This window comes from Streptomyces sp. NBC_00996, from assembly GCF_045162675.1.
In the GTDB taxonomy this organism is placed as follows: Bacteria; Actinomycetota; Actinomycetes; order Streptomycetales; family Streptomycetaceae; genus Streptomyces.
Genome location: NZ_CP108723.1, coordinates 3478300 through 3492854, shown reverse-complemented (window position 1 = coordinate 3492854; position 14555 = coordinate 3478300). Strand labels below are relative to the sequence as shown.

General features: G+C 69.7%; 7 protein-coding genes and 3 tRNA genes. 5 read left to right on the top strand and 5 right to left on the bottom strand.

What is annotated here, in order from left to right; translation table 11 throughout:
• The first annotated feature begins 100 nt into the window (after nt 1-100).
• The 3 genes from OG390_RS16485 (at nt 101) to OG390_RS16475 (ending at nt 490) form a co-directional block, all read left to right on the top strand.
• Nucleotides 101-173: transfer RNA gene (locus OG390_RS16485), tRNA-Asn, on the top strand.
• A 5-nt stretch (nt 174-178) separates the two neighbouring features.
• Nucleotides 179-251: transfer RNA gene (locus OG390_RS16480), tRNA-Asn, on the top strand.
• A gap of 165 nt (nt 252-416) precedes the next feature.
• Nucleotides 417-490, top strand: a tRNA-Ile gene (locus tag OG390_RS16475).
• Nucleotides 491-1187: 697 nt separating this feature from the next.
• On the opposite strand, the gene OG390_RS16470 is transcribed toward OG390_RS16475, so the two are convergent.
• Entirely contained in the window at nt 1188-2720 is a 1533-nt protein-coding gene (locus tag OG390_RS16470; RefSeq protein WP_406168670.1) for an MFS transporter, read from the bottom strand.
• Between the two features lie 596 nt (nt 2721-3316).
• Between OG390_RS16470 and OG390_RS16465 the strand changes: the two genes are divergently transcribed.
• Together OG390_RS16465 and OG390_RS16460 are read left to right on the top strand one after the other, a co-directional pair.
• Nucleotides 3317-4363, top strand: coding sequence for a DUF1254 domain-containing protein (locus OG390_RS16465; RefSeq protein ID WP_406168668.1), 1047 nt, complete (start codon nt 3317-3319; stop codon nt 4361-4363).
• A 261-nt stretch (nt 4364-4624) separates the two neighbouring features.
• Nucleotides 4625-5560, top strand: a complete 936-nt coding sequence (locus OG390_RS16460) for an alpha/beta fold hydrolase (RefSeq protein WP_406168666.1) — start codon at nt 4625-4627, stop codon at nt 5558-5560.
• A gap of 54 nt (nt 5561-5614) precedes the next feature.
• On the opposite strand, the gene fxsT is transcribed toward OG390_RS16460, so the two are convergent.
• The 4 genes from fxsT to fxsBH form a co-directional block, all read right to left on the bottom strand.
• Complete coding sequence (gene fxsT / locus OG390_RS16455; RefSeq protein ID WP_406168664.1) at nt 5615-9550, bottom strand: FxSxx-COOH system tetratricopeptide repeat protein; 3936 nt, start codon at nt 9548-9550, stop codon at nt 5615-5617.
• A complete protein-coding gene (locus OG390_RS16450; RefSeq protein WP_406168662.1) occupies nt 9547-10875 on the bottom strand; it encodes a TIR-like protein FxsC in 1329 nt (442 codons plus the stop codon). The genes fxsT and OG390_RS16450 overlap by 4 nt, the downstream gene beginning before the upstream one ends.
• A 202-nt stretch (nt 10876-11077) precedes the next feature.
• Entirely contained in the window at nt 11078-11749 is a 672-nt protein-coding gene (locus OG390_RS16445) for an AAC(3) family N-acetyltransferase (RefSeq protein ID WP_406168660.1), read from the bottom strand.
• Nucleotides 11742-13901 (bottom strand): radical SAM/SPASM protein FxsBH, inactivated beta-hydroxylase extension form, encoded by a 2160-nt coding sequence (fxsBH, locus tag OG390_RS16440; RefSeq protein WP_406168658.1) that lies wholly within the window; start codon nt 13899-13901, stop codon nt 11742-11744. The genes OG390_RS16445 and fxsBH overlap by 8 nt, the downstream gene beginning before the upstream one ends.
• Between the last annotated feature and the right edge of the window lie 654 nt (nt 13902-14555).

The following is a 14555-nucleotide window of genomic DNA, read 5'->3' as shown; positions in this document are numbered from 1 at the left end:
GATTGGGAGCACCCCCCCTGCTTGCGCTAATGTATGTGTCGCAGCGAGCGCACGCCCCCTGGCGAATACCCAGGTAGGTGCGTTCGATGCAACGAGGCATTCCTCCGTAGCTCAATTGGCAGAGCAGCCGGCTGTTAACCGGCAGGTTACTGGTTCGAGTCCAGTCGGGGGAGCTCGATCTCCTGTAGCTCAATTGGCAGAGCAGCCGGCTGTTAACCGGCAGGTTACTGGTTCGAGTCCAGTCGGGAGAGCAGCGGAAGAGGACCCCTCAGGGGTCCTTTTTCATGTCCGGGGGAACCGTGCAGGCCGCGCCGAAGTCCTCATGGTCGTGCGATGCCGACCATCCGAAGCAGGAGATCGTATGAGCGGCTATGCTGCGGCAGACGGCGCGCACAAATGTGCGCGACACGCCGTATGGGGCGGTAGCTCAGCCGGTTAGAGCAGCGGACTCATAATCCGTCGGCCGTGGGTTCGAGTCCCACCCGCCCCACTGTTTAGGCCCGTCACCTGCGGAAACGTCTCAGCAGGGGTGCGGATTCAGGGCCTTGACGCAAGGAGCTGAATCCGCTGCTTGCGAGCTCGACTCCGTTGCCACCGGCGTTGGTTCGAGTCGCCCTGACCTGGCTGAGTGTTGGCCTGGCGTCGGGGCAGGTCTCCGCAGGTGGTGTGTGCGAGGGGCTGGACGCAGGATTCGGGACACTGGGTTTCCAGGTCTGCGAGCCGACCTGCGCCGAGTTCCCCTACTCGGTCATCGGACGGGCCCGCCGGGACGAGATGGCCGAATAACTGGACACCTTGTGCCGCCTGGCACCGGTACTCGTGACACTCCGTCGGAGACCGGAGGGCCCTCGTGATCGAAGTCGTAAAGGCCTCGTTGAGGCCGTGGTAGAACTGCAACCGGTCGGCGGCGACGCCGGCGCGGATCGTGTCGAAGGCCTTGATGGCCAGACCCTTGGGGTTGGCCTCGGTTTGAGGATCAGCGGTGGGAGCACCTCGGGGTTCGTCCCCGTCCGCGGTGGCCGGATTGCCCGGAGCACATGGCACTTACGCGGACGCGGCGCCCGCCGCAGCCGGGCCCCACGGGGACGTGTGTGCCGCCGGGCGGAAGCCGACCGTGCCCCGAGCTCGGCTCGTTCCCACGTGCCACGCCGGGTCTGAGGTCTGACGTCTGGTGACCCGGACGGTTCCTACGGTGCGGTCCGGGGCCGGCGGGGCATGAGCAGGTACGCCGCCACAGCCAGGGCGAGCGGCGGGAGGCTCACGACCAGCATGGTGAGCCGCAGGCCGTTGGTGAAGTCCAGCCCGAGGTCCAGTCCGGACTGCCTGAGCAGGTTCGGGTCGTATCCGGCGGTGCCCGGACTGTGCGCCATCGCGCTTCGCGTCGCGTCCACCGCCTGAGCGGCCTCGGACGCCGACGTACCCCGCGCGTCGGCGTCGTTGAGCCACTGCCGCTGGAAGAAGAGGTTGAGAAGCAGGAGGTAGACGGCGGGGCCGAGCGCGTAGCCGGTCATTCCGAACGCCGGCTGGACGGAGGCGACGGCGCCGGACTTTCCGGGCGGGGCGTGCGAAAGGATGGTCTCGGCCACCGCGGAGGAGGTCACCAGCGACCCCAGGTTGGTGAGCCAGGTTGCCAGTACGACGATCCACAGAGCCATCGTGGGCGTAGCGGTGGCCGCCATCAGCAGCCCGCCCGCGACCATCACCAGCAGGCCGGTGATGAGGACCGGCCGGGGGGTGTACTTCCCGATCAGACGCCCGGCGAAGATGACGGCGACCGCGATCGCCACCGTGCCGGGCAGGAACAGCAGGCCGATGGTGCGCGGGGGCAGCGAGAGGATCACACTGCCGAACTGCCCGAGGGCGAAACTGAACCCCGCGACGAGGAAGTTGAGCGTCAGGCTGGCCAGCGCGGCCACGGCGAACGGACCGCTGCGGAACAGCGACAGGTCGAGGACCGGTTGCGGTGTACGGCGTTCACGGAGCACGAACAGCACGCCGGCGACCGCAGTGATCACCAGTGGCAGCCAGGCCTGGAGCTGGGAGATCCCGTTCTCCGCCTCGGCGACGCCATGGACGAGGGTCAGCAGGGTGACGCCGACCAGGCTGACGCCGACGACGTCGACTCCGCGGCGCTCCAGGACGGGGGGCTCGGTGACGTACCGGGCCGTCAGCCCCAGCGCGATCAGCGACAGCAAAGGGGCGAGCAGGAACAGCCACCGCCAGCCGACGGCCTCCACCACCCAGCCCCCGATCGCGGGGGTCACCCCGCTCAGCACCATATCCATGGCCATGAAGATGCCGATGGCGGCCGGCCGTCTCTCCGGAGGCACCGACACCTTGAGCAGGGCCATCGACACGCCCAGGACCGCGGCCAGCGCCAGGCCGTCGAGGAGTCGCGTCACCAGCAGGAACGTGTAGCCGGGGGAGATCGCGGAGAGCAGGTTGACGACGATGTCGCCGACCAGCCCCAGCATCAGCATCCGCTTGAGCCCGAAGGCATCCCCGAGACTGCCCACGGCGAGCACGGCGGCGGCCATGGCCAGCGTCGCCGCACCTCCCAGGAACCCGACGACGTCGGGCGGCACGTGGAGCGCCCGGCTGACCTGCGGCATGTTCAGGCTGAGGACCAGCGGGTCGATGGCCGTGATCGTGAAAGCGATGGCAAGTCCCGAAATGATCGGGAGGATCGTGACAATGGATCGCGGCTCCGCAGTCGACACAGCAGTACCTCCCGCACATCGGTCGGCGCCGACCGCTCGTCCATCGACCGTAACCGGGCCACCGCTTCCAGTCCGCCTTCCCCGCACTCGCGCACGCGGGTCGACACTTGTTCGGACCAGGAGGATCAGTCGTACGTGACCAGGAGCGCCGGCCCGCTTCGGCAGAGTCGAGGGTGTACTGGGCCATGAGAGACCGGATGGCCCGCGTACCGACCGCCACCTCCACTCCCCGCCCGGCGCGGCGCATGAGGGGCGGCGAGCTGACCCTGGGCGGGTACCGGCGCACCTGGAGGAGCGGGAGGGTGAGATCGCCGTGCAGGCCGAAGCGAACCGGGGACGCGTCGCGGAACTGACGGCGCAGCTCCAGGAGTTCGACCGGAGGGCTGAGGAGGCCCGGACTGCCCGCAGGCCCCTGCTTGCGCTGCCCGGTCCGCCGACGCCGACGCCGACGCCGACGGCCGCGAAGCTGCTGGACAGAGCCTGCCGCGATGACGTGCTGTTGCCGGGCTGTGGCTGCGGTGATCTACTCGAAGTAGGCCCAACTCGCATATAACGCCCCCACTCGCTGTCCCGGCACCCCCTGCACGCGACCCTCAATGGCCGACCGCTACTTCACCTTCGAACTGGTCGCCTTCACCTCCGACAACTACGACTACGTGGGCATGCGGGCGACCGGATCAGGGGTCGGTGACTTCGCCCTCATCGGCCCGGGCTGGAGCGGGGACCTCCCGAAGGGCGTGCGCCGCACGGCAAACGCCCCCACCCCCTGGGTCCTGGTGGTCGGGCGGACCCTCGTCGAGGGCGAGGAAGACCTCCCGGCCGTCCACGCGCTGCAGCAGCAGTACCGGCTGACGCCGCTCCACCTGTTCGGCGAGGAGGGCGCCAAGCTCCCGGAACGCCGCGACGTACCGGTGCCGGTCGACCCCGCCGAGGATCCGCTCGGTCCGTGGAAGACACTCAACGCGGTGCTGGCAGAGAACCCTCTGCCGAAGCACCACGATGTCCTGCTCCGGCAGTTCGCGGAGATCGGCATCGGCCCGGGGCTGGACGTCGAGGCACAGCCGGAGCCGGTGAAGGAGGGCCTGATCCGGGCCGCTGCCACCGCCGTGCCGATGCTCGAACAACAGCTGCTCAGCGGCCAGTGGGCCGAGCAGATCAACGGCTGGCGCTACCCTTCCCCGCAGATCGGGCACTACGGGGACGACTTCCTCAGGCGGGCCGCGGAGCAGTCCCTGGTGGACATCGCCATCAACGATCCCGAGGAAGCGGTCTACCTGGCGGCCTTCACCGACGGCGCCGGCGAGACGCTGACCACCGGCCGCTACGAGCTGCGCTTCGATGCGGGGACGCTGCCCCCGGTCGACGCGTTCTGGTCGCTGACCGCCTACGACGAGGACCGGAACCTGATCCCGAATCCGATCAACCGGTACTCCGTCGGAGACCGCACCCGGGGGCTGGTCAGAGACGATGACGGGGGTTTGACCCTCTACCTGCAGCCGGACTCGCCGGGGCCCGAGCGGGAGCCCAACTGGCTGCCCACGCCGCAGCAGGGCATCTGGTACGTCGCGCTGCGCATGTACCTCCCGCGCCCCGAGGTCATCGACGCGCGGTGGCACTGCCCGCCGATCAACCGCGTCGGTTGACGGAAGGCAGGCCACAGGGCCCGGAAGGCTGTGCCAGGTGCGCGCTCGCTGGGTCATACCGTTCCGCCCTCGTCCCCGAGGGTGCATCCTGGTCAGATGTGTACGGGGTGGCCGCTACGGAGGCGGCGGTGCCGTCAAGTGGCTTGATATGAAGCCTTGTTGACCTGCTGATTCGTTTCGCCGTGCGGGCGGCTGGGCAAGGATCGTGCAGCGTTTGCCCCGGTTCACCGGGCCGGGGGAGACCGGGGGAGGGGGAGCGCTGTGCGTGACCATGTACGGACGGCGGACGGGCGGTTGCTGCGCGTCGAAGTTTCGGGGGATCCGCGTGGTCGCCCGGTGTTCCTGCTGCACGGGATGCCCGGCAGCCGGGTGGGACCCCGGCCACGCTCCATGTTCCTGTACCAGCGCGGCACCCGGCTCATCAGCTACGACCGCCCGGGGTACGGCGGGTCCGACCGTATGCCCGGACGTCGCGTCGTCGATGTCGTCCACGATGTGGCGGCTGTGGCCGACGCCCTGGGCGTCGAGCGGTTCGCGGTGGCCGGGCGGTCCGGAGGCGCGCCGCACGCGCTGGCGTGTGCGGCGCTGATGCCGGAGCGGGTGACCCGGGCCGCCGCGCTGGTCGGGCTGGCGCCGCGGAACGCGGAGGGGCTCGACTGGTTCGCGGGGATGGCGCCGTCGAACGTCAACGAGTTCCGGACCGCGTTCACCGATCCCGAGCGGTTCGTCGCCCGGCTGATTCCGCGGTCGGCCGCGATTCGGCGCGACCCGGTGCGGCTCCTGCAGGAGTTGCGGCACGAACTCACCGACGACGACCGGCAGATCGTCTCGGACAACACCATTCGGTCGATGCTGCTCCGCAACTACCGGGAGGCGTTGCGGACTTCGCCGTACGGGTGGATCGACGACGCGTTGGCTCTGACCGGGCACTGGGGCTTCGAGCCGGCGCAGATCCAGGTGCCGGTGCTGTTGTGGCACGGCGTGAAGGACGTCTTCTCGCCGGCGTCGCACTCGTCCTGGCTCGCCGCCCGGATTCCGCGGGCCACGGCCGTCCTCGAACCGACCGCGGCGCACTTCGCCGCGTTGCGGGCCCTGCCGAAGGTACTGACGTGGCTGCTGGCGGACACACGGGTGCTCGCCCCCTCCGCCCCTGCCCGTCCCGTATCCGGGGGCTGCCGCCCCCAGGCCCCCGCTTAAGAGGTTGCGCAGTTCCCCGCTCCCCCTGAATGGGGCGCGGGGAACTGGGGGCGATCACACCGCCAGCGGCTCCAAGTCCCGGTAGATGCGGCGCTCGTCCGCCGCCACCCGGGTCATCCCGTTCTCGTCGCCCAGCAGCGTGCGCAGCTCGCCCAGGGCTTCGTCACGAAGGCGGCGGGCCTCGTCCTTGTGACCCAGCGCGGCGAGCGTCAGCGCGGAGTTGGTGACGATGGCGAGGGTTTCCGGGTGGTGGGCTCCGAGGACCGCGCGGAGTTTGACGACCGCGTTCTCCTCCAGCTTGCGGGCCTCGGCGAGGCGGCCCTGGTCGGCGAGGACGTTGGCGTAGTTGATGCCGGTGAAGAGGGTGTGGGGGTGTTGTTCGCCGAGCACCTCGCCCATGCGGCGCAGGACTTGGCGGAAGACGGTTTCGGCCTCCTCGGTGTCGCCGCAGCCCCAGTGGAAGATGCCGAGGTTGTTGAGGGCGGCCTGGGTGTAGGGGTGGGCCTCGCCCGGGACCTTCATGTACTCGGCCAGCGCCTCCCGGGCGACCTCGCGCGCGGCCTCCCGCTCATCCGCGGCGAACAGGTCGGCGGCCATGTTCAGATCGCAGGCGAGCGAGTCGGGGGTCGCCTTCGGATACTGCGCCCGGTACTGCGCACGCGTCGCCGTCGTCAGCCGACGGGCGTCCTCGAACTGGCCCGCCCTGCGCAGCGACACGGCGAGCGACTTGGCGCAGCTCAGGGTGCCCGGGAACTCCTTGCCGAGGATGCGCTTGTGTGCGTCGTAGGCGCGGGAGAGGAGGGAGACCGACTCCGTGTAGCGGCCGACCTCGCGCAGGTCGCGGCCCAGGCGCGCGGCCGACGCGAGGGTGTACGGGTGGTCGGGGCCGAGCACCTCGATCCGCCGGTCGTAGGTGTCCTGGTCGATGGCGCGTGCCTCGCCGTAGCGGCCGACCATACGCAGCGCGAGCGCGAGGTTGTTGGCGGCGCTGAGGGTGCGGCGGTGCGACTCGTGGAAGATCTGGCTGAAGCCCTCGTGCGCCTCGCGCGCGAACTCCACCGCCGACCCGTACACGCCCAGTGCCGCGAGGTCGCTGGCGAGGCCGGACATGGTCACGTATGTGTGGGGGTGTGACGGGCCGAGCACCCGCTTCTGGCGTGCGAGGAGTTCGGTGTTGATTTCCCGGGCCTCCACGTAACGCCCCTGGGAGCGCAGGATGTTGCCCAGCTGGCAGCGCAGATACAGATATTGCACGTCGTCCTCGCCGAGGATCGGCTTCCAGTGGTCGAGGAGGTTCTCGGCGAGCGCCTGGGCGCCGGGGAACTCACCGCGCTTCCACAGATAGCGGACGCGGTCGATGAGCAGCCTGCGGGTCTCCGCCTCGGTGCAGTTGCGGGCGTCGGAGGCGCTCAGGTGCGGCCAGATCACCGCGAACCGCGGCCAGGTCTCGGGGTCGTCGATCGGCTCGTCGCCGTCGGGCCGGCAGCCCGCGAGCACCGTGTGCACGACGTGCCGGGCCTGCCGCTGCTCCTCCTCGGTCAGCTGCGAGCGGATCACCGCCTGGACCAGGCGGTGCACCTGGATGCTGTTGCTGACCTGGTCGACCTTGGCCAGCGCGAACCGGCCGATCTCCCGGATGACCCGGCCGAGCAGCAGACTCTCCTGGAGGGCGGGGTCGTACGGCTTGAGGGCGTCGATCATCTCCTTGCTGTAGAGCAGATGGGAGGAGATCGGTTCGGCGGCCAGGAACGCACAGAGTTGCAACAGTCGTACGGAGGCCGGGGAGCGCTCGCGGAGCCTGGCGATGGAGATGTTCCAGGTCGCGGCCACCGTCTTGGGGTAGTCGGCGGGCTGGTTGAGGTCCAGCACTTCCGTCGTCTGCTCGGCCAGCTGCCGCAGGTACTCCTCGATGGGAGTGGCTGTCTCGGCGAGCCAGGCCGCCGCCTGCTCCACGGCCAGCGGAAGGTCGCCCACCGCGACCGCCACCTGGTCGGCCTCCTCGGCGGTGAGCCCCGAGGCGCGCCGGGTGAGGTGCTCGACGCTCTCCTCGCGCAGGAACACGTCGATGGGCAGGGAGGCGCCCTGCTGCGCCCAGGCCTGGTTGCGGGAGGTGACGAGGATGTGCCCGCCGCCTCCGGTCGGGAAGTAACGGGTGAGCTGGGTGGGGTCGTCGGCGTTGTCGAAGACCAGGATCCAGCGTTTGGTCGGTGCGCCGCGCCCGAGCATCTGCACGGCTTCCTGGCTGGCCAGGTTGATGTCCTCGCCGCCGGGCGCGCCGATGCGGGCGGCGAGTTCGGCGAGCGAGGAGACCACGTTGCCGGGGTCCTCGGCGGAGATCCACCACACGAGGTCGTAGTCCGCCATGAACCGGTGCACGTACTCCAGCGCCACCTGTGTCTTGCCGACGCCGCCGAGTCCGAACAGCGCCTGCGGCTGCGGCAGGACGACCGAGATGCCGCCGCCGAGCTGATCTCGGACCCGGTCCAGGATGACATTGCGGCCGGTGAAGGTGTTGTTGCGCTGGGGCGCGTTCCAGATCGCCGGGGTGCTGCCGGGGAAGCGGGGACCCGAGGGGCTGCCGTCGAGGGGCCGGCCCGGCAGCTCCAGCACGCCGAGCAGCGCGGCGATGCACTGGGACTCGTCGAGCCGGTGCAGATCGACCGGGTTGTGGTCGAGATACGACTCCGGCAGCCGGACCTCGTCGATCCGCAGCGGAATCAGCGCGGTGCCCGGGGCGTCCGTGCCGGACTCCGTGAGGGCACGCCACACGGCGTCGGAGTAGCGGGACTTGCGGAAGGCGTTCGACAGCAGGACGAGATTGTGTGTCGCCGTGTCCTGCTGCTCGAGGGGTCCGGTGGCGATGTCGTGCGGGATGACATTGCAGCCGGCGCGCTTGAGGAGCGCCTCGGCCCAGTCGGCCCACATGCGGTTCTCGGCCGCGTACGTGATGACGACGTCCGCCGCGGTGGTCATCGGCCGCCTTCGCAGGAACGCGTCGCGGCAGCGCAGCCGCACCGGCTCCGGCACCGGCGGCAGCGTGGTGACGTCGCCGTCCGAGATGACCGCGGTGAGCCGTTCGAAGGCGGACAGCAGCGAGTTGGCGATACCGCTCTCGTCGCCGACGGTGGCGAGCGTCTCCTCGTATGCGTAGTAGGGGCGGTAGGGGATCTCGACGGCGCCCCAGTACGCGGTCAGCTCCTCGCCGCCGAGTTCCTCGCCCCCGAGCCCCTTGGGCAGCCCGTCGAACTTGAGCCGCGCCAGCGCCCGTCCCGCGTCGACCTTCTCCTTCTCGCCCTCGTCGATCCTCATCGGCACGGGCAGCACCCGGATCTTGCGCTTGCGGTAACCGTCCTCCACGCTGCGGGCCACGGCCGCCGCGCCGTCGAGGGACTGGTCGCTGAGCGTGAAGCAGTCCACGAGCACATCGGGCATCTGCATGGTGCAGATGTCGGCGTTGTCGGACAGCCCGGTGCGCGAATCGATCAGGACGTAGTCGTACGAGGCCTTCATGTCGTCGCGCAGCGCGTCGAGGAACAGTCCGCCGCCGAGCCGCTCGTAGAAGTTGTCCCACTCGAAGGACGACACGGTCGCGGAGTACGAGCGGTCCTGACGCCCGGCGGAGAGGAAGTCGAGTGAACCGCCGTCCACGAAGCGCAGCCCGAGCCGCTCGGGGGTCAGCGAGATGGCGTGCTGCTCCACTCGCGCGTAGTCCAGGTGCCAGGCACCGGAGCGCTGGGTGCCGGTGGTCGCGGCCCAGGCGTACTCGTTGATGATGTCGATGACCCCCGTGGTGGCCGCGAGCGCGTTGGGGTCGAGAAAGGGGTGGAAGAAGCGGTGCAGACCAGGGGCCTCCAGGTCCCAGTCGACGGCCAGGACGCGTTTGCCGTTGGCGGCGAGGATCCACGCGGTGTTGGCCAGGGCCATCGTGCGGCCGGTGCCCCCTTTGTACGAGTAGAAGGTGATGATGCGTCCGTCCTGCGCGGCCGTCATGCTTCTTCTCCTCCGTGGTCGGATCCGCCTTCGGGCAGCGGCGGGTGGGTGGGGCCCGTGATGGGGCCCATCAGGCGGGGCCTGCGGATCGGCGGGCCGGCGGGCGGATGCGCCTCGGCGTGCTTGAGGTACTGCCGGGTCGCGTGCGCGACGACGGCCGGCAGGACGTCGGTGAAGGCCTTCAGGGTGGGCACGCCGTTGACGGCGACCCGGCAGTCGGTGCGTCGGCCACGGTCCAGGATCAGCGGCAGCGCCCGCTCCAGGTCCGCCGCGAGCTTGCGGCCCTCCTCGCCGTGGCACTGGATGTCGGCCCGGTTCCACGGGACGATCGCGCTGACCCAGGGGCGGGCGTTCGCGTCGAACGCCTTGAGTCTGCGGGTCCGTTCCTCGTCGGTCAGTGCCCACCGGTCGATGAGCAGAATGCCGGGGTGGCTCGGCGCCGCCTTGTCGGAGTCGTCCGTGACCAGGGTCTCGCCGGTGTCCTCGTCGTCGAAGGACGACACCGTGATCCGGTAGTCGAGCGAGCGGATCAACTCCTCGGCGATCGAGGGCAGCGGGCGGGTCGACTCCGAGTGGTACGGGTTCCAGTCCTGGGCGTCCTCGCCGTACGGGCGGGCGTCGCGGTGCTCGGGGATGCTGTGCCGACTGGGCGCCGCCACCGTCAGATGGATGCGCCGGGGACCCTCGCCGCGCGGCTTGAACGCGCTCGGCGTGCTCTCGTAGGGGCGGGGCCTGCTGGACGGCAGCGGCGACTCGTGGGCGACCCGCACGATCCGCTGGGCCAGCCCGAGGACGGTCTCCTCGTACTCGTCGTGCAGTCGGTTCAGCTTGATCAGACCGTATATCCCGTTGGCCGCGTACCGGTCGCCGAACGCCCCGTGGTCCACATGTATATGCCGGACGGAGTCGGGGAGTTGGGCGTAATCGATATGCGTCCACAGCGCGGGGACGATGGCCGGAACGGCACCGGAACCGGCCGCCCGCGCCCGCAGAATACGTTCATTGAACGCGAACCATTCCCGGCCGCAACTCTCACTCGTGAAGTACCGCGGCGAGAACAGCGGCACGAACACCCGGCATGTCGCCAGATTCTCACTGAGCTTTTCCGGCCATCCGTCTCCCGAGCGCATCTCCCGGTCCATGAAACCCGCCGGCGCGCCCGCCGGAAGATCTGTGAGCGCCATGATGTGGTCGCACAGATCCGTGAAGAGGACGTGCACCCAGTGATCCGGATCGCCGCCGCCGGGCCCCCAGGCCGGCGTGTGGGCGTAGCTCAGGAAGAAATAGGGCCGGTTGTCCGAAGCCGCCCGTTCAGGTATGTCCACGCGCCCCCCTGCCTGTGGATGTGCCCCTACGGGATGTTCGGTTCACCTGGCCGGAACCCACAATCTTCCCGATCGAGCGCCCGCACGGGTCGCCTCTTTCACGTCAAACCATGGCGATATCCAGACATCTGGACACCGGCCTGGTCGACGGCGTCCCGCATCCCGAGGAGCCGCACCGCTTTCCCCGCCATTTCCCGTTCCGTCACGAGATCACGCGGCAGCCGCGCCCCGATCGCCCCGAAGTCCCCCTCGTGGAGCACGATGTCCTCGTACGAGGTCCAGTGGCCCGTCTCGCCCCACACACAGTGGTATGCCCGTCGCGCGGGAGCGGGGTGCATCCGGTACCCGGCGCGAGGCAAGGCGCTGCACACCTCGAACCCCACCACCCGAACAGCAGGACCTGGGCGTCGGCGGCGTACAGCTTGGCCGGCGGGGAGCGCTCGCCGAGGTGACAGTGCGGATCGTGGTCGCCCAGCAGCTCCCCGGCCCGGGGGCCGAGCCCGGCCGGCGAGGTGTGCGGATGCCCGCTGCGGACGGCGCCGGGGGCGGTCCGTACGCACTCGGCGAGCACGCCCATCGTCGGGCAGGGCGTCGTATCCGGGTCCAACGGGGGCACCGTTGCCCGGAACCTCGCCTCCTCGTCCTCGGACATGCCGTCGGCGAGCGCCTTGTACGCCCGGGAGGTCAAGGAGTTCTCCGGCGAGAAGGCGGGAACGACGAGCGTGCCGTCGGGGCCGAGCGCGTCGAGCAGCGCGTCCCGCACGTCCGTGTCCCGCAGCCCCGCACCGCCGAGGGAGGCGTGGATCACGAGGATGCCGCCGGGCCGCACGCCCAGCTCGGTGAAAAAGTCGGCCAGTCGGGTGCGGTCAGGCACGGTGGCCCGCCCACTCGGTCCGCAGCTCCTCGGCCAACGCCGCACCGGTCTCGGTGAGTTCACCGTCCGGTCGGGCGGCCAGCTGCTTCAGGGCGCGGCCGGCCCGCCCCAGCGCGGCGGCGTGCGCGTCGTCGTGGCCCTTCCAGTACGTGGCGTCGCCGAGCTCCCGGCTCGCCTGGTCGAGCAGCCGCCCGGCCCCGTTGCCCGGCACGTTCAGATCCGCCGTCTCGCGCAGCGCCGTGAGCCGCGCCAGGCGTCCGGTGCGCGGCAGTTCACGCACGAACTCCTCCGGCTCGAAGTCGACGGCGACCCCCAGCGCGCCGAGTCCGTGCGCGCCGAGCCGCACTCCCGCGTCGGCGGCGAGCGGGGTGACCGTGGTGGCGAGCAGCGCGTTGACGTCGGCACGCCAGCCGGGCTCGCGCTCGTCCATCAACTCATAGGCCGCACCGAGCCGTTCGGTGAATGCCGCGAGCTCGCCGGGGTCGAGGGGCGGGGTGACACGGGCGGGGTAGCAGTCGCGCAGGGGGTCGGCGTCGTCGAGGAGCAACGCAGTGCCGTCCGCCAGGGTCATGCGGTGCAGGGGGCGCCACCTGGTGGTGTCGGCCTCGGTCGCGTACTCCGCGCCGTCCTCGGTGCGCACATGGAGGCGGCCCGCGGTCACCGCGACCTCGACGCGGCCGGGCTCGGGGAGGGTGAGGGTTCCCAGGGTGGGAAGGTGCAGGTCGGGCGTGGCGTGGTCCCAGCTGAGTTTTACGTCGACCTGAGCACGCAGGGCGGCAACGGCGACCGCCGCGGCGAGCGGATCAGGAGTGGTGACCCGGTCGTGCAGGCACTGCTTCAGTGCGGTGTGGAAGTAGGGGTGGGCGATGATCTCGTCGACGTGGCGTGTGGCACCCGCCGCACCGTCCAGGTACACGAAGGCCCGCCACATCTCGTCCCAGTCCGGCTCCCCGGCGTACCGGTAGGCCAGACGGGAGAGCAGTCTCCGATTCAACTCGCCCTGAGCGAACCAGAGTTCCTCTCTGTCGCCGACGGCCGGGCTGAGTGCGTGGTCGGTGATGCGTTCCGCCACACCGTCGACGAAGGCGCGCAGGTCGGAACAGAACACGGACGGATTGTCGAAGCCGCGGCCGCTGCTGTACCGGTGGGCGTAGAGCCCTCCGCCGCACGATTCGATCACGGGGCAGCGACGGCAGGTCGCGCTGACGCCCGCGAGGCCCAGCTGGCGCGCGCGAACCCCGGGATGCCGCGCGAACTCCGCGAAGCGGTGCTGAAAGACGTCGTAACCGGTAGCCGGGGCCCCGTCGTACGCCGTCTTCAGCGAGTCCGCCTGCTCGAAGCTGCCGTCGGTCTCCACCACCGCGAGATCGCTCGGCGCGAGCCCCATCGCCTCCGTCAGGCTCGGCCCGCCCCGCAGGGTGCTGAGAACCGACTCGAAGGTCCGTACGGAGACGGTGCGCCCCTGCTGGTCCCAGCGGTCGAAGATCTTGAGCAGCCAGTCGGCGTACGCGGTCGGCGAGTCGACCGGTCCGGGCGGTGGACTGTCCCAGGTGGAGTGCGGCAGCAGGTAGTCGATGCGGGGCGGATGCAGCGAGACGAGCGCGTCGTGCACGGCGACCGGATCATTGGCCACGTCCACGGTGCACAGCAGGCCGCTGTAGAGATGCCGGTACTCGGGTGTGCGCAGCAGACTGATCGCGCGCAGCACCCGGTCGTAGCTGCTCCTCCGCCGCCGGTCACGCCGGTGCCGGTCGTTGGCGGCGCGGTCGCCGTCGAGCGAGATACTGACCTTGACGCCGAATTCCTTGAACACATCGAGATGGCGTGTGTTGAGCTGCACGCCATTGGTGTGAATACGGAGATCGAGAGCGGTGACCGGGGCGATGGTACGCGTGAGTTCCGCACAGATGTTTCTCATGCGGACGGGACCCACAAGAAGAGGTTCGCCACCGTGAAGGATCACGGAAACGGACGGGAGTTTCTGTTCTTCCGTATAGTCCGCGAATCGCCGGGCCACTTTTCCGAGCGTTTCTTCGGAAATGAAGGTCGGGCGGCCTTTCCAGCTCTGATCGGCATGCTCGTACACATAACAATGATCACAGGCGAGGTCGCATCGACTGTGGATCTTGAGAACGAGCTGCTGCAGCTTCACGGGGTGAGGATAGTGCCGACGGGGGTCTGCTTGTACCGCCAACCCCTTGATCGGTCAAGGCGGTTGACGGCCCCGGCGCACGAGCGCGGGCGCACCGGGCGGTCGTCGTACCGCCGGATGCGCCCGCGCTGAAGTCTGCGTGATCTGCCGCGTCTACAGCGCCGAGTCGAACGTGATCGGCTTGGCCGGACGCCGTCCGGGGATGTCGGTCACTCGACCGGCGGACCTCACGGCAGCAGTCCCGAGCGGGTCGATGGCCGACAGGGGCGTGTGCGGTCGGCGCACGGGCCTGGGGGCGGCGGAGTGGTGCTTCGCCGGCGTCACCGAAAGGTTCATTTTTTGGGACTTTCGTTGGGTTGAGTGACTGTCGAGGCGGAGGCTATCAGTTGGATCTACGGTACGGGGTTGATTCTTGCTAGATTTCATGCTTAGCGCCGAGTCCGGGTTTTCGCAATTGGAGTGGGGCCGGCAGTGTGAATCCGATTTCCGGGTGACGCGAAGGCCCGGCCGGGGAGACGTCAGTTCGGCGGGTGCCGGTTGCGTGCAGCGGTGACGGCTCACGGTGGTGTGGGTTGCGTGCAGCGGTGGCGGCTCACGGTGGTGTGGGTTGCGTGCAGCGGTGGCGGCTCACGGTGGTGTGGGTTGCGTGCAGCG

What these genes read in the sequence shown, in the direction of transcription:
- OG390_RS16465 (WP_406168668.1), top strand. Translation starts at nt 3,317, where the DNA reads ATGGCCGACCGCTACTTCACCTTCGAACTGGTCGCCTTCACCTCCGAC.
- fxsT (WP_406168664.1), bottom strand. Translation starts at nt 9,550, where the DNA reads ATGACGGCCGCGCAGGACGGACGCATCATCACCTTCTACTCGTACAAA.